This window comes from Methylophaga sp. UBA678, from assembly GCF_002299105.1.
GTDB classification, from domain to species: Bacteria; Pseudomonadota; Gammaproteobacteria; order Nitrosococcales; family Methylophagaceae; genus Methylophaga; species Methylophaga marina.
Window position 1 is genome coordinate 1 of record NZ_DBNG01000007.1, and the last position, 26,034, is coordinate 26,034.

Annotated in this window: 29 protein-coding genes; 11 read left to right on the plus strand and 18 right to left on the minus strand. The window is 44.0% G+C overall.

The window, feature by feature from the left end:
* Window positions 1–98 precede the first annotated feature (98 nt).
* From csrA to B3014_RS02920, 6 genes are all read right to left on the minus strand, one after another.
* Window positions 99–284 carry a carbon storage regulator CsrA gene (gene csrA, locus B3014_RS02895; RefSeq protein ID WP_091711813.1) on the minus strand — a complete coding sequence of 62 codons (186 nt, stop codon included), beginning with the start codon at window positions 282–284 and terminating at the stop codon, window positions 99–101.
* A 242-nt stretch (window positions 285–526) separates the two neighbouring features.
* On the minus strand, window positions 527–1,750 hold the full coding sequence (locus B3014_RS02900) for an aspartate kinase (RefSeq protein WP_289244794.1): 1,224 nt from the start codon (window positions 1,748–1,750) through the stop codon (window positions 527–529).
* A gap of 2 nt (window positions 1,751–1,752) precedes the next feature.
* A complete protein-coding gene (alaS, locus tag B3014_RS02905; RefSeq protein WP_289244795.1) occupies window positions 1,753–4,356 on the minus strand; it encodes an alanine--tRNA ligase in 2,604 nt (867 codons plus the stop codon).
* Window positions 4,346–4,795 carry a regulatory protein RecX gene (locus tag B3014_RS02910; RefSeq protein ID WP_289244796.1) on the minus strand — a complete coding sequence of 150 codons (450 nt, stop codon included), beginning with the start codon at window positions 4,793–4,795 and terminating at the stop codon, window positions 4,346–4,348. The genes alaS and B3014_RS02910 overlap by 11 nt, the downstream gene beginning before the upstream one ends.
* Window positions 4,792–5,832, minus strand: coding sequence for a recombinase RecA (gene recA, locus B3014_RS02915; protein ID WP_284722469.1), 1,041 nt, complete (start codon window positions 5,830–5,832; stop codon window positions 4,792–4,794). Before recA ends, B3014_RS02910 begins: the two co-directional genes overlap by 4 nt.
* A 56-nt stretch (window positions 5,833–5,888) precedes the next feature.
* The gene (locus B3014_RS02920; protein WP_289244797.1) at window positions 5,889–6,389 is read right to left on the minus strand and encodes a CinA family protein; all 501 of its coding nucleotides are present in this window, start codon (window positions 6,387–6,389) and stop codon (window positions 5,889–5,891) included.
* Window positions 6,390–6,405: 16 nt separating this feature from the next.
* On the opposite strand from B3014_RS02920, the gene mutS reads away from it, so the two are divergent.
* On the plus strand, window positions 6,406–8,964 hold the full coding sequence (gene mutS, locus B3014_RS02925) for a DNA mismatch repair protein MutS (protein WP_289244798.1): 2,559 nt from the start codon (window positions 6,406–6,408) through the stop codon (window positions 8,962–8,964).
* On the opposite strand, the gene B3014_RS02930 is transcribed toward mutS, so the two are convergent.
* From B3014_RS02930 to B3014_RS02940, 3 genes are read right to left on the minus strand one after another with little or no spacing between them, the layout of a single operon-like run.
* Window positions 8,961–9,242: a YcgL domain-containing protein gene (locus tag B3014_RS02930; RefSeq protein WP_289244799.1), complete on the minus strand. Its 282-nt coding sequence runs from the start codon at window positions 9,240–9,242 to the stop codon at window positions 8,961–8,963. The two genes, mutS and B3014_RS02930, sit on opposite strands and share 4 nt — an antisense overlap.
* Before the next feature lie 3 nt (window positions 9,243–9,245).
* Window positions 9,246–9,653 carry a VOC family protein gene (locus tag B3014_RS02935; protein WP_289244800.1) on the minus strand — a complete coding sequence of 136 codons (408 nt, stop codon included), beginning with the start codon at window positions 9,651–9,653 and terminating at the stop codon, window positions 9,246–9,248.
* A 19-nt stretch (window positions 9,654–9,672) separates the two neighbouring features.
* Window positions 9,673–10,092 carry an OsmC family protein gene (locus B3014_RS02940; RefSeq protein ID WP_273181719.1) on the minus strand — a complete coding sequence of 140 codons (420 nt, stop codon included), beginning with the start codon at window positions 10,090–10,092 and terminating at the stop codon, window positions 9,673–9,675.
* 116 nt (window positions 10,093–10,208) lie between these two features.
* On the opposite strand from B3014_RS02940, the gene crp reads away from it, so the two are divergent.
* The gene (crp, locus tag B3014_RS02945) at window positions 10,209–10,895 is read left to right on the plus strand and encodes a cAMP-activated global transcriptional regulator CRP (protein WP_284722474.1); all 687 of its coding nucleotides are present in this window, start codon (window positions 10,209–10,211) and stop codon (window positions 10,893–10,895) included.
* Here crp and trpC read toward each other — a convergent pair.
* Genes trpC through rpe form a run of 6 tightly spaced genes read right to left on the minus strand, consistent with a single transcriptional unit; the run spans window position 10,875 to window position 16,171 of the window.
* Window positions 10,875–11,675 carry an indole-3-glycerol phosphate synthase TrpC gene (gene trpC / locus B3014_RS02950; RefSeq protein WP_286304925.1) on the minus strand — a complete coding sequence of 267 codons (801 nt, stop codon included), beginning with the start codon at window positions 11,673–11,675 and terminating at the stop codon, window positions 10,875–10,877. The two genes, crp and trpC, sit on opposite strands and share 21 nt — an antisense overlap.
* Window positions 11,676–11,679: 4 nt before the next feature.
* Window positions 11,680–12,693, minus strand: a complete 1,014-nt coding sequence (gene trpD / locus B3014_RS02955; RefSeq protein ID WP_289244801.1) for an anthranilate phosphoribosyltransferase — start codon at window positions 12,691–12,693, stop codon at window positions 11,680–11,682.
* A 9-nt stretch (window positions 12,694–12,702) separates the two neighbouring features.
* Window positions 12,703–13,281 (minus strand): anthranilate synthase component II, encoded by a 579-nt coding sequence (locus B3014_RS02960; protein ID WP_286304924.1) that lies wholly within the window; start codon window positions 13,279–13,281, stop codon window positions 12,703–12,705.
* Window positions 13,282–13,296: 15 nt separating this feature from the next.
* Window positions 13,297–14,793, minus strand: coding sequence for an anthranilate synthase component I (trpE, locus tag B3014_RS02965; RefSeq protein ID WP_289244802.1), 1,497 nt, complete (start codon window positions 14,791–14,793; stop codon window positions 13,297–13,299).
* A 9-nt stretch (window positions 14,794–14,802) separates the two neighbouring features.
* Window positions 14,803–15,471 carry a phosphoglycolate phosphatase gene (locus B3014_RS02970; protein ID WP_284722479.1) on the minus strand — a complete coding sequence of 223 codons (669 nt, stop codon included), beginning with the start codon at window positions 15,469–15,471 and terminating at the stop codon, window positions 14,803–14,805.
* 7 nt (window positions 15,472–15,478) lie between these two features.
* Window positions 15,479–16,171 (minus strand): ribulose-phosphate 3-epimerase, encoded by a 693-nt coding sequence (gene rpe / locus B3014_RS02975; protein ID WP_284722480.1) that lies wholly within the window; start codon window positions 16,169–16,171, stop codon window positions 15,479–15,481.
* A 137-nt stretch (window positions 16,172–16,308) separates the two neighbouring features.
* Between rpe and B3014_RS02980 the strand changes: the two genes are divergently transcribed.
* From B3014_RS02980 to B3014_RS03005, 6 genes are all read left to right on the plus strand, one after another.
* Window positions 16,309–17,298 (plus strand): DUF3530 family protein, encoded by a 990-nt coding sequence (locus tag B3014_RS02980; RefSeq protein WP_289244803.1) that lies wholly within the window; start codon window positions 16,309–16,311, stop codon window positions 17,296–17,298.
* Complete coding sequence (locus B3014_RS02985) at window positions 17,298–18,107, plus strand: spermidine synthase (RefSeq protein ID WP_289244804.1); 810 nt, start codon at window positions 17,298–17,300, stop codon at window positions 18,105–18,107. Before B3014_RS02980 ends, B3014_RS02985 begins: the two co-directional genes overlap by 1 nt.
* 54 nt (window positions 18,108–18,161) lie before the next feature.
* Window positions 18,162–18,719 (plus strand): L,D-transpeptidase family protein, encoded by a 558-nt coding sequence (locus tag B3014_RS02990; protein ID WP_289244805.1) that lies wholly within the window; start codon window positions 18,162–18,164, stop codon window positions 18,717–18,719.
* 80 nt (window positions 18,720–18,799) lie between these two features.
* Entirely contained in the window at window positions 18,800–20,968 is a 2,169-nt protein-coding gene (locus B3014_RS02995) for a YgiQ family radical SAM protein (RefSeq protein WP_289244806.1), read from the plus strand.
* An 84-nt stretch (window positions 20,969–21,052) separates the two neighbouring features.
* Window positions 21,053–21,604 carry a cytochrome b gene (locus tag B3014_RS03000; RefSeq protein WP_289244807.1) on the plus strand — a complete coding sequence of 184 codons (552 nt, stop codon included), beginning with the start codon at window positions 21,053–21,055 and terminating at the stop codon, window positions 21,602–21,604.
* A gap of 14 nt (window positions 21,605–21,618) precedes the next feature.
* Window positions 21,619–22,191, plus strand: coding sequence for a YceI family protein (locus B3014_RS03005; protein WP_289244808.1), 573 nt, complete (start codon window positions 21,619–21,621; stop codon window positions 22,189–22,191).
* Between the two features lies 1 nt (window position 22,192).
* On the opposite strand, the gene B3014_RS03010 is transcribed toward B3014_RS03005, so the two are convergent.
* Window positions 22,193–22,432, minus strand: coding sequence for a hypothetical protein (locus B3014_RS03010; protein WP_286304915.1), 240 nt, complete (start codon window positions 22,430–22,432; stop codon window positions 22,193–22,195).
* A gap of 259 nt (window positions 22,433–22,691) precedes the next feature.
* Here B3014_RS03010 and tsaB point away from each other — a divergent pair, with 259 nt between their 5' ends.
* The 3 genes from tsaB to cmoB are packed head-to-tail and all read left to right on the plus strand — an operon-like array spanning window position 22,692 to window position 25,074.
* The gene (gene tsaB, locus B3014_RS03015; protein WP_286304914.1) at window positions 22,692–23,375 is read left to right on the plus strand and encodes a tRNA (adenosine(37)-N6)-threonylcarbamoyltransferase complex dimerization subunit type 1 TsaB; all 684 of its coding nucleotides are present in this window, start codon (window positions 22,692–22,694) and stop codon (window positions 23,373–23,375) included.
* Window positions 23,375–24,109 carry a carboxy-S-adenosyl-L-methionine synthase CmoA gene (cmoA, locus tag B3014_RS03020; RefSeq protein ID WP_289244809.1) on the plus strand — a complete coding sequence of 245 codons (735 nt, stop codon included), beginning with the start codon at window positions 23,375–23,377 and terminating at the stop codon, window positions 24,107–24,109. The genes tsaB and cmoA overlap by 1 nt, the downstream gene beginning before the upstream one ends.
* A complete protein-coding gene (gene cmoB / locus B3014_RS03025) occupies window positions 24,109–25,074 on the plus strand; it encodes a tRNA 5-methoxyuridine(34)/uridine 5-oxyacetic acid(34) synthase CmoB (RefSeq protein WP_289244810.1) in 966 nt (321 codons plus the stop codon). The genes cmoA and cmoB overlap by 1 nt, the downstream gene beginning before the upstream one ends.
* Here the strand turns inward: cmoB and B3014_RS03030 are convergent.
* Window positions 25,071–25,460, minus strand: a complete 390-nt coding sequence (locus B3014_RS03030) for a hypothetical protein (RefSeq protein ID WP_289244811.1) — start codon at window positions 25,458–25,460, stop codon at window positions 25,071–25,073. The two genes, cmoB and B3014_RS03030, sit on opposite strands and share 4 nt — an antisense overlap.
* A gap of 150 nt (window positions 25,461–25,610) precedes the next feature.
* Window positions 25,611–26,024 (minus strand): hypothetical protein, encoded by a 414-nt coding sequence (locus B3014_RS03035; RefSeq protein WP_289244812.1) that lies wholly within the window; start codon window positions 26,022–26,024, stop codon window positions 25,611–25,613.
* Window positions 26,025–26,034 lie beyond the last annotated feature (10 nt).

The following is a 26,034-nucleotide window of genomic DNA, read 5'->3' on the forward strand; positions in this document are numbered from 1 at the left end:
CCCTTAGCAGGGGCGCGCCTTCAGCCACTCGGCCAGCTCTCCATCAAAGCCGCCTAGTATATCAGATGATAACGATTTGGCTAGTGATAATTGTAAATTTAACTCACATTTGGCTGATCTTTTTCAGCCTGAATGCGATCGTAGATTTCTTCACGGTGCACGGTGACGTCTTTAGGAGCGTCTACACCAATTCTTACCTGATTACCTTTAACACCAAGTACGTTTACAACAACATCGTCACCGATGATGAGTGATTCGCCAACACGACGTGTGAGTATTAACATGTTTTTTTCCCCTTACTCTCAAAAATTAGGCCGAGGTATCAGGAGAATTATGATGACTCCTTTCGATTGATCAGGCCTCGTGCCTTTGTCCTATTCATTTATGTAGAGGTCTTCTCGCCTCTTTATTCATGGACTATAAAAAAAACTTTTTTATCCATTGTTCAGATAATATTTTATCAGGAACAGAACATCTAAGCGATAAAATCATCTCAAAAACATGACGAGACTCAAGCATTTAGCTTTTAAGCAGGTGCTTGTTCTAGATTAAATGCCTTATGTAATGTTCTAACCCCCAGCTCCAGGTATTTCTCATCAATAACCACAGAGATTTTGATTTCTGAAGTGGATATCATACTGATATTGATGTTTTCTTTTGCTAGTGAACCGAACATTGTGCTGGCAATACCTGCGTGCGAGCGCATGCCTACACCGACAACAGAGATTTTGGCAATTTTTTCGTTACCATTAACTTCTCTGGCACCCAGCTCCTCAGCCGTTCTTTGTAAGATAGTTAATGCAGCTTGATAGTCATTGCGATGAACAGTAAATGTAAAGTCTGTTGTCGAGTCATGACCGGTATTTTGAATGATCATATCGACTTCAATGTTCTCAGCTGCGATAGGGCCGAGAATTTGTGAAGCAATGCCAGGGTGATCAGGTACACCAAGAATAGTCAGTTTGGCTTCATCACGATTAAATGCAATACCTGAAATTAAAGCTTGTTCCATTGATGGGTCCTCAGCCGCGATTAATGTGCCACCACCTTCAGTAAATGAGGAAAGGACACGTAATGGGACGTTATATTTACTCGCAAATTCGACAGAGCGTATTTGCAAAACTTTTGCACCTAAGCTGGCCATTTCCAGCATTTCTTCGAAAGTAATAGAGTCTAGGCGACGTGCTTCAGAAACAACTCTGGGATCAGTGGTATAGACGCCATCGACATCAGTGTATATCTGGCATTCATCCGCTTTTAATGCAGCTGCTAATGCAACAGCTGTTGTGTCACTACCACCGCGACCAAGAGTGGTGATGTTGCCATTCTCATCACACCCCTGAAATCCTGCAACGACGACCACTTTTCCCTGATTGAGATCCTGACGAATATTCTTGTCGTCAATCTCTATAATCCGTGCTTTGTTATGTGCGTTATCAGTCAGGATGCGGACTTGACTGCCTGTGTAAGAAACAGCGGGCATACCCATTTGAGCAAGTGTCAAGCTCAGCAGTGCAATGGTAACTTGCTCACCTGTTGATAAAAGCACATCTAACTCACGGCCACGCGGGTTATCGCTTAGCTGTTTGGCTAAATCGATTAAACGATTTGTTTCGCCACTCATCGCTGAAACGACAACGACTAAATCATGACCTTGATTACGATAATCAATGATCTTTTTGGCTACTTCACGGATACGTTCAGCGGAGCCAACAGATGTGCCACCATATTTTTGAACAATTAAAGACATGCTTAGTTTTCCAACTTCGAAGTCACCCAGTCTGGTACAGAAGCTAGAGCTGCTGCCAGGTTCTGAGGTTCATTACCGCCGCCTTGAGCCATATCAGGACGACCGCCACCTTTACCACCAACCTGACTAGCTATATGACCAACCAGATCTCCGGCGCGGATTTTATCGGTAATATCCTTAGTAACGCCAGCAATAATTGTAATTTTTTCATCCTGGACAGCGGTGAGTACAATAGCAGCCGTGCCAAGCTTATTTTTGAGCTGATCGACGGTGTCTCGAAGTGATTTACCATCAGCGCCTTCCAACGTGGAAGCTAATACTTTGATACCGTTAATGTCCGTAGCAGAATCTGCTAAATCATTGCCTGCACTGCTGGCTAATTTAGCTTTTAAAACGTCCAGTTCTTTTTCTAACTCACGTTGCCTTTGCACCAGCTGTGAGGCTTTGTCTTGTACATTGGCAGGTTTAGCTTTTAGTAACTCGGATACATCAGTGAGGGTTGATTCCATTTGCTCTATGTAATCAATCGCTTTTTCACCGGTGACGGCTTCAATACGACGCACGCCCGATGCAATACCCGCTTCAGAAATAATCTTGAGCATACCGATGTCACCGGTTTGTTTAACATGGGTACCACCACAGAGTTCGATTGAGAAATCGCTCATGCTCAATACACGGACTTCGTCATCGTATTTCTCGCCAAACAAAGCCATTGCGCCGCTTTTCTTCGCTTCTTCTATGGCCATTAAACGAGTTTCAACAGGGTGGTTGAGGCGAATTTGTTGGTTTACTAAACGTTCGATTTCACGTAGCTGAGCTGGTGTCACAGGCTCAAAGTGTGAAAAGTCAAAGCGCAAACGTTGTGGATTGACTAATGAACCTTTCTGCATCACATGCTCGCCAAGAACTTTACGTAAAGCCGCATGTAATAAATGCGTCGCTGAGTGATTTAATGCTGTCGCCAGACGGTTATTTTCATCAATCTGTGCGGTGACATGTTGACCAACTTGGAAACGGCCATGTTCACATCGACCGATATGTGTGAATGCTTGAGATTGTTTACGCGTATCGGTAACCGTGAAGCTCGCGTTATCTGCGTTGATGTCACCATGATCGCCTACCTGACCACCAGACTCAGCATAGAAAGGGGTCTTGTCTAATACGATTAACCCTTCCTGACCTTCAGAAATGCTATCAACATGTTCGCCATTGACGATGATTGCCAGGATGGTGCTGTCATGTTGAGTGAGGTCGTAACCACAAAATTCTGTACTACTATCAATAGTAATTTGGTCTGATAAACCACCTGAGAACTGACTCGCACTACGGGCACGACTACGTTGTGCTTCCATGGCGCGTTCAAAACCAGCGATATCAATTGTCAGGCCGCGTTCGCGAGCAATATCTGCAGTCAGATCGATAGGGAAGCCGTATGTATCATAGAGTAAGAAAACAGTTTCACCTGGAATCTCTTTATCACCCATGTCTTCAATGGCTTGATCCAGAATTTTTAAACCATTATCCAGCGTGTCAGCAAAGCGTGCTTCTTCTTGTTGAAGTGCTTTTTCGACAAGTTCCTGCGATTGGGCAAGTTCAGGAAATGCTTCGCCCATTTCATCAACAAGAGGTTGCACCAGCTTGTAGAAAAAGTTGTCTTTGAGTCCGAGCTTATGACCATGACGAATCGCGCGACGGATAATACGACGCAAGACATAACCACGACCTTCATTCGATGGATAAACACCATCGGTGATCATGAATGAACATGAGCGAATATGATCGGCGATAACGCGTAGTGAGAAGTTAGTGTGATCTTCTGTACCAGACAGTTTTTGAATCGCTTGGATCAGATGTTGGAATAGATCAATTTCGTAGTTGTTATGAACGTGTTGTAGCACGGCTGCCAGACGTTCAAGCCCCATGCCCGTATCCACAGAAGGTTTTGGCAACGGTGTCAAGGTACCATCAGCTGAACGGTTGAACTGCATGAAGACCAGATTCCAGATTTCGATATAACGATCGCCATCTTCTTCTGGTGTGCCAGGCGGACCACCGGCAACATCTTCACCGTGGTCATAGAATATTTCCGAGCATGGGCCACATGGACCTGTATCACCCATTGACCAGAAATTATCTTTTGCGCCAATACGGGAAAAACGTTCTGCTGAAACACCAATTTCTTTTAACCAGATATCAGCCGCTTCATCATCTTCCTCGAAAACGGTGATCCACAATTTTTCAGCAGGCAGCCCAAGTGTTTCTGTTAGAAACTCCCATGCATATTGAATCGCTTCACGCTTGAAGTAATCACCAAAGCTGAAGTTACCCAGCATTTCAAAGAACGTATGGTGGCGAGCGGTGTAACCGACATTTTCCAAGTCATTGTGTTTACCGCCGGCACGCACACATCGCTGTGTCGTGACAGCACGCGTGTACTTACGCGTCTCTTGACCTAAGAAGGTTTCCTTAAATTGCACCATACCTGCATTGGTGAATAGAAGAGTGGGGTCATTAGCAGGGACAAGAGGACTACTTGCTACGACTTCATGACCTTTACTTGCGAAAAAGTCGAGAAACAACTTGCGAATATCTGCGCTACTTTTCATCGTCGGTTAAATTAAAACTTTCCGTTATCTGTTCATGAGTAAATCCCCGATACTGTAAAAACCTTTGCTGTTTTGCTCGGCTTTTATAATCATCAGGCATTTCCTCGCCAAAACGCTTACAACGTACTTCTGAGGCAAGCGTAAACCAATCTATTTCTGCCGCGGTCATGCATTCGGTGATGATGTCGGCAGCCACACCCCGATCTTTTAATTCCATGTTGATGCGAACCGCACCATAACCTCGATTTGCTCTCGAACGGATAAAGCTTTCAGCAAATCGAACATCACTTTGCAGATTTGTTTCTTTTAGTTGTTGAATAACTTTCTCAACTTCTTCTGCATCAAAACCTGCTTTGTTGAGCTTTTGTGCCAATTCATGAGCACTATGTTCGCGGTTGGCTAAATAGCTTACGGCTCGTGCACTGGCTGATTGCTTCACGCCTCGACGTCGTCCTCAACAGCGCTATCATCTTTTTTGGCTGTCTTTTTAGGCAACATGGTTTCACGTATTTTGCTTTCAATTTCAGCCGACATTTCTGGGTTTTCTTTAAGATAGCCACGCACATTATCTTTACCCTGACCGATACGTGTTCCGTTGTAGCTATACCAAGCGCCTGATTTTTCGACAATATTCTGTTGAACGCCTAAATCAATCAATTCACCTTCACGTGAAATACCTTCACCATACATGATGTCGAATTCAACCTGTTTGAAGGGCGGAGCGACTTTATTTTTGACGACTTTGACACGGGTTTCGTTACCCAGAATCTCATCACCTTTTTTGATTGCACCAATACGTCTGATATCCAAACGTACAGAGGCATAGAATTTAAGCGCGTTACCACCTGTTGTGGTTTCAGGGTTACCAAACATGACACCAATTTTCATACGAATCTGGTTGATGAAGATAACCAGCGTATTGGAGCGTTTAATGTTAGCGGTCAGCTTACGTAATGCTTGTGACATTAAACGAGCCTGAAGCCCCATGTGACTGTCACCCATATCACCTTCGATTTCCGCTTTTGGCGTCAATGCGGCAACGGAGTCTACCACTACGATATCCACAGCACCGGAACGAACCAGCATATCGGTGATTTCTAAGGCTTGTTCACCTGTGTCAGGCTGAGAAACCAGCAGGTCATCAATATTGACACCTAATTTTTCAGCGTAAACAGGATCAAGAGCATGTTCAGCATCCACAAACGCGGCTGTACCACCTGTTTTTTGCATCTCAGCGATAGCATGCAACGTCAATGTAGTTTTACCTGAAGATTCTGGTCCGTAAATTTCAATAACACGACCACGAGGAAGACCACCTATACCAAGTGCAACGTCTAGCCCAATTGAGCCAGAAGATACGGCTGACACGTCACGAGCTGCGACATTATCACCCAGACGCATAACAGAGCCTTTACCAAATTGCTTCTCAATTTGACCAAGCGCGGCGCCTAGCGCTTTTTTCTTATCGTCATCCATTGCACTACCTCTGAAGCTGTTTTTAATAAATCCTTCGATTATCCCATAGATAGCAGTCAGTCTCTAGCGTTTTTAATGATTCCGGATAAGGCCGCTAACACGGCTTGTCGTCTGACACTTTCTCTATCCCCATCGAATTGAAAAAGCTGACTGCTGACTTTATCTGTTTGAGATGCCCACGCTATCCATACTGTACCAACAGGTTTGTTTTCTGTACCGCCACCGGGGCCGGCAATACCGGTTAATGACACGCTAATATCGGCTTTCGAATGGCGAAGTGTACCTATCGCCATTTCCTCGGCTACTAACTGACTGACAGCGCCATACTTATCGAGTGAAGCTAACTTGACGCCGAGTTGCTCGTGTTTAGCCTGGTTACTGTAGGTGACGAAACCTCGTTCAAACCAGCTCGAACTACCGGCAAGATCCGTGCAACATTTCGCCACCCAGCCACCAGTACATGATTCTGCTGTCGCCAACATTAAATGCTTTTTATTTAAAGTTTCAGCGACTTGAATGATTTTTTCTTGCAGTGATGCGTCAGAAATATTTTGCATGATATAAACTATAAAAATGACTCAAATTCAAAATCATACTCCAATGATGCAGCAGTATCTGCGCATCAAAGCCGAACATCCGGAATTTTTGCTGTTTTATCGTATGGGCGATTTTTATGAGCTCTTTTTTGACGATGCTCATAAAGCCGCCGAACTGCTTGATATCACATTAACGGCCCGTGGCAGCAGTAACGGTGCACCGATTCCTATGGCGGGGGTGCCTTACCATGCGGCAGATAATTATTTATCAAGGCTTATTAAGCTGGGTGAGTCTGTTGCTATTTGTGAGCAAATAGGTGATCCGGCAACGAGTAAAGGTCCTGTTGAGCGACAAGTTGTAAGAGTGCTGACGCCAGGTACATTGACGGAAGAAGCACTGCTGGACAGCCGCAATGAAAATCTCCTGCTCGCTATTTGTGAAGAAAAAGGGCGATATGGATTAGCTTATGCTGAGATTAGCAGCGGTCGGTTTATTATCAGTGAACTAGATAATGCTGAATTGTTAAAAGCCGAATTAGCCAGGTTACAACCCGCAGAAATTTTATTAAGTGAAACATTACTGGCGGGGTTTGAGGCGTTTGAAAAACAACTGCGCAAGCTACCGGAGTGGCATTTTGAATTAAAGGCAGCCAAAACTCGATTATGTGAACAATTTAATACAACTGATCTAAAAGGGTTTGGTTGTGAGGGACTGGATATTGCGATTCGCGCTGCCGGCTGTTTAGTGAACTACGCACAAGAAACACATAGAACAGCTTTGCCTCATTTGCGCCAACTTAGTGTTGAGTATTCGAAAGACAGCATTCGACTGGATCCACAATCACGAAAAAATCTTGAACTTGAACGTAACCTGTCAGGAGGCATTGAAAATAGCCTTATCTCGGTACTGGACAGGACCGCGACACCGATGGGCGCACGTATGTTGAGACGCTGGTTAATGCGTCCAATACGTGATCACAAAACATTAGTTGATAGACAACATGTGATTCAGGAGTTTTTGGAGCACAATAGTTTCAACGACTGTCATGCTTTGATGAAGTCGTTGGGAGATATTGAGCGTATTTTGTCACGGATGGCGCTTCGTACAGCCAGACCTCGTGACTTTATGCATATTCGACGTCTTTTAGAAACGTTGCCTGAATTACATCAGTTATTGAAATCGAAGCAAAGTACCCATCTGCGGCAACTGGATCGACAGTTAGGCACGTTCAGTGAATTACTTCTGCTATTACAACAAGCGATTATCGATGAACCACCTGTTCTCATCAGAGATGGTGGGGTCATAAAAGCAGGTTATAACGAGGAGTTGGATCGTTTACGCGATCTGCATAAAAATGCCAGTGGCTTTTTAGATCAACTTGAACAACAAGAACGCCATAGAACAGGCGTTAATACCCTCAAAGTAGGCTATAACAAAGTGCATGGCTATTTTATCGAACTGAGTCGTGCTCACGATATTACATTGCCTGATGAATATGTTCGGCGTCAGACATTAAAAAACGCTGAACGGTACATCACACCTGAACTGAAACGCTTCGAAGAACAGGTTCTCAGTGCGAACGAAAAAGCATTAGCTTTAGAAAAGGCGCTTTACGATGAATTGTTCGATAAAGTGGCCCCAGAATTAATGGCCTTATCACAATGTTCTATGTCATTAGCTGAGCTGGATGTGCTTGCCAATCTTGCTGAGCGGGCCGAGACATTGGATTATGTCGCCCCGGAGTTTGTGAATGATGCCGGAATCCATATTGAAGCAGGTCGACACCCGGTTGTGGAAGTGTGTCAAAACCAAGCTTTTTGCGCTAATGATCTGAAATTAACCGCTGAGCAGTCCACATTAATTATTACCGGTCCCAATATGGGGGGTAAGTCGACCTATATGCGTCAGACAGCATTGATCGTCTTAATGGCACATATGGGCAGTTATGTGCCGGCGAGCAAAGCGATTATCGGGCCCGTGGATCAAGTCTTTACCCGTATCGGGGCATCAGATGACCTAGCATCGGGTCGTTCGACCTTCATGGTGGAAATGAATGAAGCGGCGACTATCCTCAACAATGCTACACACCACAGCTTGGTTTTAATGGATGAAATTGGCCGTGGAACCAGTACCTTTGATGGTCTAGCTTTAGCTTGGTCATGTGCTGAAAAACTGATTCGTGATATTGGCGCTTATACCTTATTTGCGACACATTACTTCGAGATGACACAACTACCCGAGTTATTTGAGCAAGCCAGGAATGTGCATCTGGATGCTATCGAACATGGTGACAAGATTGTCTTTCTTCATCAGTTGAAAGAAGGGGCTGCCAGTCAAAGCTATGGTCTTCAGGTAGCTCAGCTTGCTGGTGTGCCTGCTGATGTAATTAAAGCCGCCAAAACCAAATTAAAGCAACTGGAACAGACCCACTACTCAGTCGACACGACAAACGCGCAGCCACAACAAGACTTATTTACCCAAGAAGCAGAATCTTCGCCGCTTGAGAAACGACTAGAGCAAATAAACCCCGATGAACTAAGCCCAAAACAAGCATTAGATATCTTGTATGAGCTTAGCCAATTACTCAGGCACTAGTGAAGATGCTGTTTTTTCTGATTCATAAAGTCGCCGAGTTTTTCTAAACGGGGAGGCATTTGAACATGATATCCCTGCGTTTCCAGATTCTTCATCACGGTGATGACATCTTCACGGGCGAGTGGTTTTTCGGGTGACAACTCAAGCTCCATAACGAACTGAGGTTCTTTTCCCATTGAGTCATAGAGCGCCTGAGGGACTTCTGAAAAATCATCTTTCTTGCTGATGTAAAGATATAACTCTTCTTTTTTTAGACTTTTATAAATATACGTTTTCATTATTTATGAGATAGGTGGATGATAAATAATTTGGACTACAGTACCACTAGGGTCGTAACAGTAAAAACTTCTGGCACCATCTCTGTGAGTACGCGGTGGGTTTCGAATGCTCACATCATGTGCTGTTAAGAACTCGAACCAGTCGTCAACTTCTTCTATGGCTGGAATAATAAAACCAATATGATCCAATTTTTGTTGATGCGCTGGTGCAGCAGGTTCAGCTGCCTGATGTAGGGCAAGGTTGTCATTACCTGAAGTCAGATAGACATTCTGTTCATCCGGCCGCCACTCGACTTCCATCCCAAGTAATTCGGTATAGAAATGTTCACATGCAGCCAAATCATCAACAAAGAGGGCGACATGTCGCATGCCACCGGTTTTGCCTGGCCGTACTCGTTTTTTTTCAGACATCAGTTACTCTTTTTCTTTATTACTCGACTTCAATGATTTCGTAATCATGCGTCACTGTGGCTGTCTTCGCCAACATAATGGTGGCTGAGCAATATTTCTCTGTCGACATTTTGATCGCACGTTCAACAAAATTCGCCTTTACGTTTTTACCGGTGATTTTGTAGTGAATATGAATATTAGTGTAAACCTTTGGCGCTTCTTCGCTTCTTTCGCCATTCGCCTCAATAACACAGTCGCGAATATCTTGTTGAGACTTCTTCAATATTTCGATGACATCAAAGGCTGTACACCCAGCCATACCCATCAGTAATAACTCCATCGGACGCATGCCGGTGCCATGTCCGCCTGCTTCTTCCGGGCCATCCATCACTACGGTATGACCTGTTCCTGACTCGCCGAGGAATAAAACATCTTCGACCCATTTCACTCGTGCTTTCATTTAAATGTTTCCTAAAGTTGATAAGTCACTTTAAATTTGACATATTTATCAAATCGCTAAGGGATTATACCCGTTTATGCTGTATTATTGCCCGCTCACCCATTTTGGATAAATAGATGGACTATCATAGACACAAGGCCATTGAGCAAGGATTAGCAGAGTTTTTTCGCTGCTGTCACACAAAAACCTATCCGGCGAAAAATATCATTGTTCGTCCTGGTGATCCTCCTCACACGCTTTATTACATCCGTGAAGGCTCTGTCAGTGTTTGTATGGAGAACGAAGAAGGCGAGGAGCTCATCGTCGCTTATCTGAACCAGGGTGATTTTATTGGTGAAATTGGTATGTTTTCCGATGTCGGTGAGCGTATGGTCACTGTCCGTGCCAGAACGGATGTCCGAACCGAAGAGATTTCGTATCAACAAATCATGAATCTCTCAAAAACTCAGTTAAAAGAGTGTTACCCAACACTGTTATTTACCATTGCAGAACAATTAGCGAAACGTTTGTTATCAACGACTCGTAAAGCCACCGATATGGCATTTCTTGATGTGGCAGGTAGAGTCGAGGCGGCTTTACATGAATTAGCGGCACAACCAGATGCAATGCGCCATCCTGATGGCATGCAAATCAAGGTCACACGCCAGGAAATTAGCCGTATGGTTGGGTGTTCTCGAGAAATGGTTGGCCGTGTGCTAAAAGAGTTACAAGACAATGGCCTGTTATGGGCAAAAGGAAAGACGATGATCATCTATGATGAAGAACATCGTCATAAAAAACCTTTAGTAAAAAAGCTTGGCTAATTCCGTCCCGGGATCATCTGCCCGCATAAAGGCTTCACCTACCAAGAAACCATTGACCTTATTGTCACGCATTAATTTGACGTCATCACGAGTATGAATGCCGCTTTCGGTAATCACGATATGACCTTGAGGAATGCGTTGCAATAATGACAGGGTGGTGTCGAGTGACGTGTCAAAGCTTCGAAGATCGCGGTTGTTGATACCAATTAAAGGTAAGTTTAATACCAAAGCACGTTCCAGCTCTTCTAGATCATGGACCTCCACCAATACATCCATACCCAGCTGAATCGCCAGCTGACTCAAGTTTTCTAACTGGTTATCATCCAAAGCCGCGACAATTAACAGAATACAGTCAGCGCTTATCGCTCTTGCTTCAAATACCTGATAAGGATCAATGATAAAGTCTTTACGAATAACTGGCAGAGAGCAAGCATTACGAGCTTCTTGTAAAAAAACTTCATGACCCTGAAAAAAATCACGATCGGTTAAAACAGATAAACAAGCCGCACCGCCTTTTTCATAACTAACAGCAATGTCTTTGGGAATAAAGTTTTCTCTGATTAAACCTTTACTGGGAGAGGCTTTTTTGATTTCTGCAATCACAGCGGGTTCGTTATTAAGCATTTTTTTGCTGATAGACTCAACAAAACCGCGAACGGGATTAGCTTGTTCAGCCAACTGCTGCATAATAGCTAACGGAATTTTAGCTGAGCGCTCAGCGACTTCCTGCTGTTTGCGTTGTAGGATATTGAGCAAAATATCAGGTGTATTTTCAGACATAGTATTAAGTTCGGCTTGTAACAATAAGGGCATTTAATTTTTGAGTAGCGGCACCTGAGTCGATAAGCTCTGCTGCCATAGCAATTCCTTCTGCGAGTGAAACAGTGATATCAGCTGCATAAATTGCTGCACCAGCATTTAACACAACAATATCACGCGCAGGACCAGGTTTGCCGTCGAAGACTTCTTTGATCAGCGATAGGCTATCCTGTGCATTGCTGACCGTTAAGGTTTCAATCGTATTCTGCTGAAGACCAAAATCTTCCGGTTTAATCGTGTAGGTCGTCACTTTACCCTCTTTGAGCTCAGCGACATGGGTTTCAGCACCGATACTGATTTCATCGAGACCATCTTCAGCATGAACCACTAAAACATGTCGGCTGCCGAGTTTTTGTAACACTTCAGCCATCGGTTTTACCCATTTTTTATCAAACACACCTAAGACCTGATGAGCGGCTTGAGCAGGGTTGGTGAGCGGGCCAAGTAGGTTAAAGATAGTTCTGACACCCATCTCACGACGCGGTCCAATCGCATGTTTCATGGCGCCATGATGTTTTTGAGCAAACATAAAACCGACACCTACTGTTTCGATACAGTGTTTTACCTGTTCCGGACTAAGCTCTAAGTTAACGCCAGCGGCTTCAAGCACATCGGCACTACCCGAACTACTACTGATGGAACGGTTTCCATGTTTGGCCACCTGACAACCCGCTGCTGCAGCAACAAAGGCACTGGCTGTAGAAACATTAAAGGTACTGGCACCATCACCACCGGTACCGCAGGTATCAACAACATGTTTGCCCTTGATATGAACGGGTGTCGCCAGACTTCGCATCACTTCGGCCGCTGCTGCAATTTCTGTGACCGTTTCACCTTTCATTTGCAGACCAATTAAAAAACCACCAATTTGTGCTGGTGTGGCATTACCGGTCATGATTTGATTCATGACGTCAGTCATTTGGTCGTGGCTAAAATCTTGGCGCAGGATGAGCTGCTTGATCGCTGCCTGTATATCCATGAAAGGCCCTTATCTTTGCAGAAAGTTATTCAGTAATTCGTGACCTTGTTCGGTCAGAATAGATTCTGGATGAAATTGCACACCTTCTATTGGCAGCGTTTTATGTTCAATTCCCATGATTTCATCCAGCTCACCATCTTCCGTTTGGGTCCAGGCGGTAATATTGAAACAATCCGGCAAGTTATATTTGCTCACAACCAAGGAGTGATAACGTGTGGCTTCTAAAGGGTTATTCAGGCCTCTAAATACACTCGTGTTATTGTGATACACCTTAGACGTTTTCCCATGCATTATTTGGCTGGCATGAATCACTTCACCACCAAACACCTGTCCAATGGCTTGATGACCCAGACAGACACCTAGCATCGGTTTTTTTCCGGCGAAATGCTTGATAACTTCCATGGATATACCAGCTTCATTTGGTGTACATGGACCGGGTGATAGAACAATTTTGTCAGGGTTCATTGCTTCAATGTCTGCAATGGTAATTTTATCGTTACGATGAACGGCGACGTCTTCCCCTAGCTCAGCAAAATATTGCACCAGGTTATAGGTAAAAGAGTCATAATTATCAATCATTAACAGCATGTATCTAGTCCTAGGTTAGCTTTCTGCATGAGGATTGGCTTCCAATCCTGCTTCCGCCATGGCAACAGCACGAAAGATCGCGCGGGCCTTATTCATCGTTTCTTTCCATTCCATTTCCGGCACGGAGTCATAAACAATACCGGCACCCGCCTGGATATGCAGCAGATCATTTTTTATAACTGCTGTGCGTATGGCTATGGCCGTATCCATATTGCCAGACCAAGATAAATAGCCAACTGCACCAGCATAAACGCCGCGTTTGACCGGTTCTAATTCGTCGATAATTTCCATTGCACGTACTTTAGGAGCACCACTCACTGTGCCAGCGGGGAAGGTCGCTCTTAAAGCGTCAATGGCTGACATATTGTCTACCACTTGACCGGTGACATTAGACACAATGTGCATGACATGAGAATAGCGCTCAATGACCATTTTATCGGTGAGTTCAACGGTACCGGTTTTACTGACTCTGCCAACATCATTACGACCGAGGTCAATCAACATCAAGTGCTCAGCAAGCTCTTTAGGATCTGATAATAAATCCTGCTCTAAGGCAATGTCTTCTTCTTCGTTTTTACCACGAGGACGGGTGCCGGCAATCGGACGAACAGTGACTTCCTGATCTTCCATGCGAACCAAAATCTCAGGTGATGAACCCACCACAAAAAACTCACCAAGATTCAAGTAGTACATATAAGGTGAAGGGTTAAGGGTTCTTAAGGCTCGGTATAAATCAATCGGAGGCGCACTGTAAGGAATGGTCAGGCGCTGAGACAACACCACTTGCATGATATCGCCGTCATTAATGTATTGTTTTGCCTTTTCGACAGCATCAGTAAAGCCTTTCTCAGTAAAGCCAGACTGAAAGTCTTCTTCATTGACTTGTTTATGGGCTTTATTCTGATGGAAGTCCATCGCTGTCTGACGCAACGTTTGTGTTAACTCGTCCAGACGTTGTTGTGCCTGACGGTAGGCATTTTCTGTATTCGGGTCTGCGTGAACAATCAAATGCAATCGACCACTTAGATTGTCAAACACGACTAACTCGTCTGACACCATTAAGAGAATATCAGGACATTCGAGCGGATCGGAGTCCGGTGCATTACCCAGTCGTGATTCAACATAACGTACAGTGTCATAGCCAAAATAACCGACAAGACCACCATTAAATTTGGGTAATGAATCGATTTCTGCAACACGATAGCGTGTCTGGAATTGTTCTATCCATGCCAGAGGATCGTCGGCTTGTGCTGTTTCAACAACTTGCCCATCCAGTTCCACCACAATGTCTTTAGCATGAACGCGAACAATTGTGTGGCAAGGTAAGCCAATCATCGAGTAACGACCCCATTTTTCACCACCCTGAACAGATTCAAACAGGTAGGAATAGGGCGCATCAGCCAATTTGAGATAAGCACTTAATGGTGTATCTAAGTCTGCTAAAACTTCCCTTGATAAGGGGATGCGGTTGTAGCCTTCTGTGGCAAGTTGATCAAATTCTGACTGTTTCATTGCTTCTTTCTAAAATAAGCTTTCCAGCTCTGCAAAAGTATCTATTACGGTATTGGGTGCAGCTGCAGAAATTGGCTGACCGTGATTGTAACCGTAGCTCACGCATATAATGGCAAGTCCAGCAGCTCTAGCTGCTTTTACGTCATTGACGGAATCGCCGATCATTAATGCCTTTTCGGAGGTAATCCGAAAGTAATCAACACCATACAGTAATGGTGCCGGATGTGGTTTTTTATGTGGCGTTGTATCACCACTCACCACAAGGTCAAAATAATCTTTCAGACCAAGCTTTTCAAGCAAAGGCAGAGTAAACGTTTCATCCTTGTTAGTGACACAAGCTAGTTTAATCTGCTTCTTTTTAAGCCAGGACAGTCCTGTGAATACATCTGGGTAAACCTGACTGCTTTCACAGGGGAACTGCTGATAATAATCTAAGAATAGAGGCAATGCTTTTTGCAGTAATGCTGTTTCTGCTTTTTGTTGCATTTCGCCTGTTAGTGCTCGTTCAATAAGTCGGGGAATGCCATTACCTACCCAACTTCTGACGTCAGCTTCGCTTGCTTTTGCCAATCCTAGACTGCTGAGCATGTGATTGGTTGCACAAGTTAGATCTGGCACGCTGTCAACCAGCGTGCCATCAAGGTCAATAAAAACAACCTCAGGTAAATCTAACTTCATTGAGCGATTAAACGTTTGCTTTAGCTAATTCCTCACGCAGCGCAGCAATCACTGTTTCATAGCGGTTAGGATCACTATCTTTCGCTGCACCAAATACAGCAGAACCAGCCACAAAGGTACGCGCACCTGCTTCAGCGATTTCACGGATGTTATTGACGTTAACGCCACCATCGATTTCTAAATCAATGTCGTAACCACTTTCATCAATCATTTTGCGTGCTTGACGTAGTTTTTCCAGCGTATGAGGAATGAATTTCTGACCGCCAAAGCCAGGGTTAACTGACATCAGCAGAATACGATCTACTTTATCTAAAACGTGTTCAGCTAGAGAAAGTGGTGTGGCTGGATTAAATACTAAACCGGTTTTACAACCTTCGGCTTTCACTAATTGCAGACTACGGTCAATATGTTCTGAGGCTTCTGGATGGAAAGTAATAAATGTTGCGCCAGCTTGAGCAAAGTCAGGGATGATGCGATCAACGGGTTTGACCATTAAATGCACGTCAATTTCATGGGTGACACCATGTTTGCGCAGTGCATCACATACCAATGGACCAATTGTCAGGTTCGGTACATAGTGGTTATCCATTACGTCAAAGTGCACAATATCCGCACCTGAAGCAAGAACGTTATCTACTTCTTCACCCAAACGAGCAAAGTCTGCAGACAGGATTGAAGGGGCAATTTTGAATTCAGCCATGATTGTCTCTCTTAAAATCGAATAATAAAAACGTGATGTAAACCTGATACTTTACCGTATCGGCTTTCTTTTTTCAGCTTTTGAAATCAATAGGCTGAGATTATACTGGACCTGAAAATAATGAGATGGAGTTAGACTTGCGAAAACGGTTGAAATTTATCGCTTTGTTGGTAATGACAGTTTATCTGGCTCAGGCCCAAGCTGCTGATGAAACAGAAACCCCTGCCGGGGCTGATGATAATGAGACGGTCGCCGAAGAAAATTCACCGATTATGTTACGTGAGCAGGGTAATGTGGAAGGCTATGTTGCACTGACCGTCAGTGAGCAATCGATAGATGCTACATACATGCCAGATAGTCTGGGTAAATCAGCAGGGAAAGTATTGATTCTGCACGGACGTGGTCAGGATATCGATAGCGATGGCATTGTTCGCACCCTCAGGATGGGCTTAAGCAAAGCTGGCTGGTCAACCATGACAGTCGCTTTACACTATGAACTCACTCCTAATCTGTACCTCGCACCATCGAATTCAGAAAAAACAACTGACACTGATGCTGCAAATACGAGTTCTGACGATAGCGATGATGCAGATCAGCCAGCAGCGGCAGAAACTGAAACAGCAACAGAACAGAGTGAGGAGCCGACAGAGGCAGCAGCAGACGACGCAGAGAACCAAACTGCTGAAGGTGATGGTGAACAATCAGACACTGAGAACACACCTTATATAGTCAGTAATGAAGCACGCATTGCTGCAGCGATGAGTTATCTGGCAGAAAAACAGGATGGACCGACGGCCATTATTGGGTTTGGTGAAGCAGCCAATCTGGCAAATGAGAGTTTTTCAATGGCAAGCGGTGAGGTAGGCATCGTGTGGATTAATACGGATATTGAGTTGACTGAACCACCTAAAGTAAAAGTAATACTCGATCTGATAGCTGAGAGACCATTACAAACAGATATAAAAGCGGTTCAACGCAAAGCGAATATGAGAAAAGCCAATGTGAACAATTATGAACAACGAAAAATCGTCACGATCAGTCCCAGCTTCTATGGCGCTGAAGCCAATGTTCTTGGCATCGTTCGTGGTTGGCTACACAAACACTTTATCGCCGAGGATGATGCTTAATGCGCATTTATGGTGATGGCAGTCTCATCCATCAAGCCGTATCTGATGATGGTTTAATTGAGGTGGTAGACAGTGGCAATATCCGCTCCTTGCATTTTGGGACTTTTCCCAGACAGAGTTCAATGCGGCTTAATCAGCCGCACTATCTGGAGCTGAGTTACACACAAGCAATGATGGGGTGTTTGTTACTGAATCCCAATCCTAAACGAGTCTTAGTTATCGGGCTGGGTGGCGGTTCATTGGTCAAGTTTCTATTGCACCATTTCCCTGATTGTTATGTCGATGTCGTGGAATATCGTCGCGACGTTGTGGATGTGGCACAGTCTTTTTTCCAGGTTCCGATTGATAACCCGAATTTAAACATCAATTTGGGTGATGGTTATCTCTATGTGAATCAGTGCTTTTACCAAACAGACTTTAGTTATGATCTGATTTTGGTTGATGCTTATGACCAAAATGGGATGGCGGCCAGTGTGGGGGTTCAGGCTTTTTTTGATGCCTGTTCTGGGATTCTGACTGACAATGGTGTGTTGAGCATCAACTTATGGGGTAGTGAGCGTGCTTTGTTTAACTCCACCATGGAAAGAATTAATGACAGCTTTCAACAGCGTGCTATGATTCTGCCGGTCGAGAATAAAGGTAACGTTATCGCTTTAGCCACCAAGTTTAATGTGGAAAATGCGTATCTGAAGAAATTACGTCAACAGGTTAATAATTTAGAAATGATGTATCAAGTTAACTTGCCACGTTCATTACAAAATCTCATCAGACAAAACCGAAATTTCATTCATCGTTTATTTGCGATTTAAGATTGGCTTTGTGTGGGTGTACTTATTGGTCAGTCTTTAGCTTGTAGAGGTTTCATGAAGAAGTGGGTTTTGCTGTTATTGTTGAGTTTGTTTTTACATCAACAGGTAAGCTGGGCTGAAAACGCATATAAGATTGTTATTAAACGATCTGAAAATAAATTATTGGTGCAGAAAAACGATAAGGTCATACGCTCTTATCATGCTGCCATTGGCAGTGGCGGCAGAAAAGCAAAACAAAAGGAAGGGGATAGACTAACGCCATTGGGTAGCTATCACATTGTTAAAATAAAGGACAGTGAACGCTTTCACTTGTTTTTACAACTCGATTATCCGAGTGTCAGAGATGCGATTAATGGTTTAAAAGCCGGGCATATCAAAAAGTCACAATATCGAAGAATTCTTGATGCGCACATTTTTGGCGGCATTCCACCTCAAAATACAGCGCTAGGTGGTGTCATTGGTATTCACGGAATTGGTGTTGAAACTAAAGATAAACTTGAAATTCATCGTATAGCTAATTGGACGCAAGGTTGCATAGCACTGAGAAATAAAGAAATCGATGAGTTATTGACATTTGTCAGGGTGGGGACTGAAGTCAAAATCATGGAATAAAGCCTGATTAAAATTGTCGGATATGCAGCTGAATTTGCTAGAATATCCACGTTTATCGCTTTTACTCTGCTGGGGTCCTCATGCAATCCGCGCCTGATCTGTTTTCCTACCGTAAATTCTGGGCACATCGTTTTGGTATCGCACCTGAATTACCCATGACCCGTGAGGAAATGGATGCGCTGGGCTGGGATTCTTGTGACATCATCATTGTCACTGGTGATGCTTATGTCGATCACCCTAGTTTCGGTATGGCGCTGATTGGACGTTTATTAGAGTCGCATGGTTTTCGCGTCGGCATTATTTCTCAGCCCGACTGGACCAGCACAGATGACTTCACCAAACTGGGTAAACCTAATCTGTTCTTTGGCGTCACTGGCGGCAATATGGATTCGATGGTCAACCGCTATACATCCGATCGTAAAATCCGTAGCAATGATGCCTATACGGCAGGTGGTTCAGGTGGTAAACGCCCTGACAGAAGTGTGGTGGTTTATAGTCAGCGTTGTCAGGAAGCTTACAAAGGCGTGCCAGTCATTATTGGCGGTATTGAAGCCAGCCTTCGCCGTATTGCCCATTATGATTATTGGTCTGAAAAAGTCCGTCGTAGTGTCATTATGGACTCAAAAGCCGATCTTCTAGTCTATGGTAATGGTGAAAGACAGGTGGTGGAAATTGCACATCGTCTTGCTGCTGGTGAACCTGTCAGTGATTTAACTGATATTCGTGGCACGGCCTACACCAAAAAGCATGAACAGCGTGCTGGCTGGTGGGAAAAAGACTCGACTCTGGTGGATACGCCCGGAAAACTTAACCCGCCCATTGATCCGTATCAGATGCAGACTGAAGAAAGTTGTGCAGAAGAGAAGGCCAAAACAGAACAAAGTAAACCCGCAGAAAATACGAACGTTATCAAAATTCATCGGGTTTCTCCCAGAAATGCTGACCGTACCGTCATACGGCTGCCTGCCTATAATGCCGTAAAAGATGACCCCGTCACCTATGCACATACGTCACGTATTTTGCATTTAGAAACAAATCCGGGTAATGCTTTGGCATTAGTTCAGCAGCATGGCAATCAGGATGTCTGGTTGAATCCGCCCCCTATACCGTTGACTACAGCGGAAATGGACGCTGTGTTTGACTTACCCTACAGCCGCTTACCGCATACGGGTTATGGAAAGATGACGATTCCGGCCTACGATATGATTCGTTTTTCGGTCAATATCATGCGTGGTTGTTTTGGTGGCTGTACGTTCTGTTCTATTACAGAACATGAAGGCCGTATTATTCAGAGTCGTTCTGAAGATTCGATCATCAAAGAAGTTGAAGCGATACGAGACACTACGCCGGGCTTTACTGGCGTCATTTCTGATTTGGGTGGCCCCACTGCTAATATGTATCGTCTGGCCTGTAATGATCCTAAAATCGAAGCCAGTTGTCGTCGTTTATCTTGTGTGTTTCCTGGCGTTTGTAAAAATTTAAACACGGATCACACCCCCCTTATCAATCTTTATAAACGCGCTCGTTCATTACCAGGCATTAAAAAAATTCTGATTGCTTCAGGTCTGCGATATGACTTAGCTGTGTTATCGCCGGAGTATGTCAAAGAACTCGTCACCCATCATGTTGGTGGTTACTTAAAAATTGCGCCGGAACATACAGAAGAAGGCCCGCTGCAACAAATGATGAAGCCGGGTATTGGCACTTATGACAAGTTCAAACAAATGTTTGATAAATACTCAAAAGAGGCGGGTAAAGAGCAGTATTTGATTCCTTATTTTATTGCCGCACACCCTGGTACGACGGACAAGGACATGATGAATCTGGCGCTCTGGTTAAAACGTAATGGTTTCAGAGCCGATCAGGTTCAAGCTTATCTCCCTTCACCAATGTCAGCCGCAGCGGCCATGTACCACTCTGGCAAAAACACCTTACATAAAGTCAGACGAAATAGTGGCGATATCGAAGTGCCAAAAGGCTTGAAGGTACGTCGCCTGCATAAGGCATTCTTACGTTATCACGATCCCGAAAATTGGCCGATGTTACGCGAAGCTCTCAAAAGTATGGGCCGGGCGGATCTAATAGGAAATGGCAAAAAACATTTAATTCCAAACTGGCAACCTGCGGGCACCGGCGAAAATGGTGAGGGTCGTCGTATTACTCGCAAGGCAAAAAATGTCAAAAGTTTCCGTACACAGCACACGAGACCCGGTAAAACCAAAGTGAAAGCAAAAAGACGCCAGCGTTAATAAAAAAAATTATTATTTGAGAAACATTTTTAATTGACCATGGTCAATCTGCCTATATCACACATTTTCTGAATAGGGACATTGATGAAATCGAAATCTACCGATCGCTCAAGTTATGATGCTTTTTCGGTTTTACTACATTGGTTGATTGCTGTTTTTATTATCGCTCTCTTTGCTTCAGGCCTATGGATGGTTGATTTGGGCTACTACGACGATTGGTATTATCAAGCACCGTGGTGGCACAAAGGGATTGGCATTGTCACAGCCTTATTAATTATTGTTCGGTGGGGCTGGAGTCTTTTCCGGCAAACGCCGCCTGGCATTAACTCTATTCCTCATTGGCAGCACCTGGCTGCAAAAGTCACACATCAGTCCATGAATGTAGTGGCTATCATCATTGCGATAAGTGGCTATATTATGGTCACAGCCAAAGGTGATGGTCTATCCGTCTTCGACTGGTTCACCATTCCCGCCATCATTTCAAATAAACCTGACTGGGTCGATCCGGCAGGCGCTATTCACTTATGGGCGGCATATTTTCTTATCGCTATGGCATCAGTACATGCTCTAGCCGCCATAAAACATCACTTCATTGATAAAGACGCAACGCTCAAGCAAATGCTTGGTAGAAAATAAACAAGGAGAAAAAAATGAGACAAACTATTCTTGCCACATCGTTATTAGGTTTATCGGCTTTCATGCCGGCTTATGCCGATGATTATGTAATCGATACTGAAAAAGCCCACGCTTTTATTGATTTTCGCATTCAGCATCTGGGCTATAGTTGGATGAGTGGACGTTTTAACGACTTCTCTGGCACATTTTCTTATGATGCTGAGCAACCAGAAGCGTCACAAGTGAATGTAGATATTGATGTAGCCAGTGTTGATACCAACTTTGCTGAACGTGATAAACACTTACGTGAAAAATTCTTGGAAACAGATAAGTTTCCAGATGCCAGCTTTAAGTCGACCTCGTTCAAACAACAGGACGACGGTAGCTTAGTTGTTACAGGAGACTTCACACTACACGGGGTAACCCATGAACTAAGCTTCCCGGTTGAAAAAGTCGGGGAAGGCGAAGACCCATGGGGCGGTTACCGTGCAGGTTTTGTTGGTGAAACAGAATTTACTATTTCCGACTACGGTATTAACGTTGATATGTTAGGCCCTTCATCACAAGTTGTGTATCTGACCTTATCCATTGAAGGGATTAAGCAATAATTCAGATTTGTTTGGCGAGGTCGTAGAGCCTGTCAAATTCTTCAGATAAGCTGTTTGCTGGTATTGAACGTCCCGCACGTTGATACCAGTAAGCAGCATTGCCTTTGTCGCCTTCTACATAATGAAGATAGCCATGAATCATGCAGGCAAAACTGTCTTCATAACTTTGAATCAGTTTGTGAGCCCCGTCCCAGTCGCCTTGTGCGGCTAATTCAAGCGCTTGTAGATGCTGTATAGCCATTGCAAACCTCCAAAAAAGTTTGACATGACTATGCTATAACAGATTGAATTGAATGAAAATTCTAATTGCTTCCCAGCATCGTTAACAGCCCAGCTGCAAAGGCAAACGGTGATGTTACGATCACAAATAACAACTTACCCAGTTCACGTAGTACATAAAGTACATCTATTAATAAAGCCATGATTTCCTCCGTTGAATCTGACTGTTTGCATTATAATGCGCGTTTGTGACATCCAAATGACCAACATATAAGCACTCTATGAATATTCTTGCTCTCGATACCTGTACAGAAATGTGCTCAGTGGCCATCCTTAAAAATGGCGAACTGTTTGAACAATCACTGCTGACTCAACGAGGGCACTCAGAAAAAATTCTGGGAATGTTGGATGCGCTTTTCGTTGAGGCAGGATGTCGGCTATCTGATATGGATTGTATTGCGTTTGGTCGCGGTCCAGGTTCTTTCACTGGCGTTAGGGTAGGGGTAAGTGTCACTCAAGGCATTGCCTATGCTGCCAGTCTTCCAGTCGTGCCCGTATCGACATTAGCAGCGGTGGCACAGCGTGCTATTGATGAGCACCATGCTGAATGTATTGCAGTGGCAATGGATGCCCGTATGCAGGAAGTTTATAGTGCACTTTATCAGTCCGTGGATGGCTTAGCTGTATTAGTCGGCGAAGAACGAGTGTGTCTACCTGAACAAATCGAGTTGAGTTCAGAGCAATCATTTTTTGCTGCTGGTACGGGTTGGAAAGAGTATGAGACAGCCATGATGGCGAAGTTCTCCAAACAAGTAAGTACGCTGGATAATGAGCTCTTACCTACGGCTGCTGCCATTGCAAAATTGGCTGAAAAACAAGCCGAAAAGGGACACACCTTGCCAGCTGAACAAGCGATGCCTGTTTACCTTCGTGATAATGTTGCTAAGAAAAAAGGTGAGCAATAATGGTGAAGAAACAGGACACTATCTACGCTGCGCCATTAGAACAAATGGTGGATTTCAGCTTTGATGAAAGAGTCGTCGATGTCTTCCCGGATATGATTCAGCGTTCAGTGCCAGGCTACGCCACATTGATATCTAATATCGGTATCCTCGCGGCTAAGTATGCTTTGGATAATAGCCGTTGTTATGATTTAGGTTGTTCGCTTGGTGCTGTGACCTTATCGATACGTCAGCGCTTAAAAAAGCAGAATTGCCAGATTATTGCCGTGGATAACTCGCCTACGATGATTGAAAAAGCCCAACACATATTACTGGCTGATAAGGCCTCTGATATTGAGGTTCAACTCGTCTGCGAGGATATCGCTGACACGGTAATTGAAAATGCCTCTGTGGTTGTGATGAACTTCACCCTGCAGTTTATTCCGTTGGCGCACCGTCAGGCTTTAATTAATCAAATTTATAATGGTTTAAAGCCGGGGGGAATATTAATTCTGTCAGAGAAACTGGCATTTCCTGACGACAGTATCAACCAATTTCATATTGATGTTCACCACGACTTCAAGCGAGCAAATGGCTACAGTGATATGGAAATCAGTCAGAAAAGAACGGCGCTCGAAAACGTCTTGATCCCTGAATCTTTAGAGCAGCATCAACAACGCTTACGTGCTGCTGGCTTTGGTTTTACCGAAAAATGGTATCAATGTTTTAACTTTGTTTCGATGGTTGCCATAAAGTGATGTACCAAGCTTTATATCAATATCTTGAGTCTGCTGGATTTCAGCATTGGCGGCAGACATTAGAACAACAAATTAACCAGAAACTCGCCGAAGAAACGCATGGCAAGATGCCATTATGGCAAGAAGCACTTTCTGCTTTACCTGACATTACTCCGAGTCAAATCGAGTTACAAAGTGAGGTCAGTATAGGTCAGCAACAAGACTTGAATGGTGTTGAGATCGATGCACTAAAAACTTGTCTGAAAACATTTCATCCTTGGCGCAAAGGGCCTTATCGTTTTTTTGATATTGAGATCAATACCGAGTGGCGATCGGATTGGAAATGGGACAGGGTCTTACCCCATATCAGTCCGCTTCTTGGTCGGCGAGTATTAGATGTGGGCGGAGGCAATGGCTACCATGGTTGGAGAATGCTGGGTGAGGGTGCTGAATTTGTTATGGGCATAGATCCTACCCTTGTTTTCACCATGCAATATCATGTGATGCAACGTTATATTGCCAGCGCTAGACATTTTGTGGTGCCAATAGGTATTGAGCACATGCCTGAGAAACTGGCCTGGTTTGATACAGTGTTTTCCATGGGGGTCTTATATCATCGTCGCTCACCGTTAACTCACCTTATGGAATTAAGAAATTGCCTGAAGTCGGGCGGTGAGTTAGTGCTGGAAACATTGATTATTGATGGACCAGAAGGTATGAGTCTGATACCTGAAGGGCGTTATGCGAAGATGCGCAATGTGTGGTTTATACCAAGCACTGAGACTATGCTGGTTTGGCTCAAGAAGTGTGGATTCAAAGAAGTGCGTTGTGTAGATGAATCTATTACGTCACTCGATGAGCAAAGAAGTACAGAGTGGATGACATTTGAGTCTTTAAAAGATTTCCTTGATCCGAATGACGTCACAAAAACGATTGAAGGATACCCTGCACCGAAACGCGGTGTGTTTATCGCTAAAGCGCCCTAGAGTGCTGTCGCTCCAGAAGTAATTGAAATCCATTGATCGTTACTGTTTTTGCAGGCATCGAGAGATTTTGTCTGGGTATTATTCTCTTTTGTAATAATAAGGTCATAGGCGAGACAAGGATAGTGACCATAAGAATAATGGTGGTCAATCACAATTTCGTAAGCGGTGCCAGTGACCTCATTCTTCCAGAAATGACTTTTGCCAATGGTTTCTGTTGAAAGGATTTTTTGGGTTTGTTGTAAGTCATGCGTGGTCATGGCGGTATCAGTATCAATTCCAGCCTCAACGCCTGCTAATAAATCGAGAGAAGCTTCAGTGCTGGTTACCGTAGTTATCAGGCTGACACTGATTAAACTTAATATATAGAGCCTTTTGCTTGAAAACATAGACTTCCGTAACTGGAGTAGAAACGTTACTTAAGGATGTGCTCTAATTTCATTTCGCACCACCAGAGACATGGTTAAGTAACATCATTCATTTCGTAAAAGGTCGAGTATATCCCTATCGATTTGATTATAACAACTATCAAATAGACCTCAGCGCCGACATACACCACTTAATAAACGGATTGCCATGTCAACATCGTAAGTCATGACATGATTATCACGCAAAAAACGTTGTTGAACTTGAAAGGCCTCTCGTTCCAGAATCATGCGCTGTATGCAGTCAGGCTTTTCAATCATCGCTCCATGTTGATCCTGAAGAAAATGCACTAACTCATGAACAATATACCCCTGAGAGATGATGCTATCTTTGGTCAGTTTCTTGTCATAAAAGATGATATCTTTTTTATCGTCATAATATGCCAAGGCATTACATTCTTTACCATCACATAGAATATCGATCAGTTGCTGATGATTGACCGGTTCGATAACAGGTTTTTTTTCTGGCATATCGTACTGACTGAAGTTGACCGCCATCAATAAAAGTGTGCCAAGAATCTCTTGCATAACATCTCCT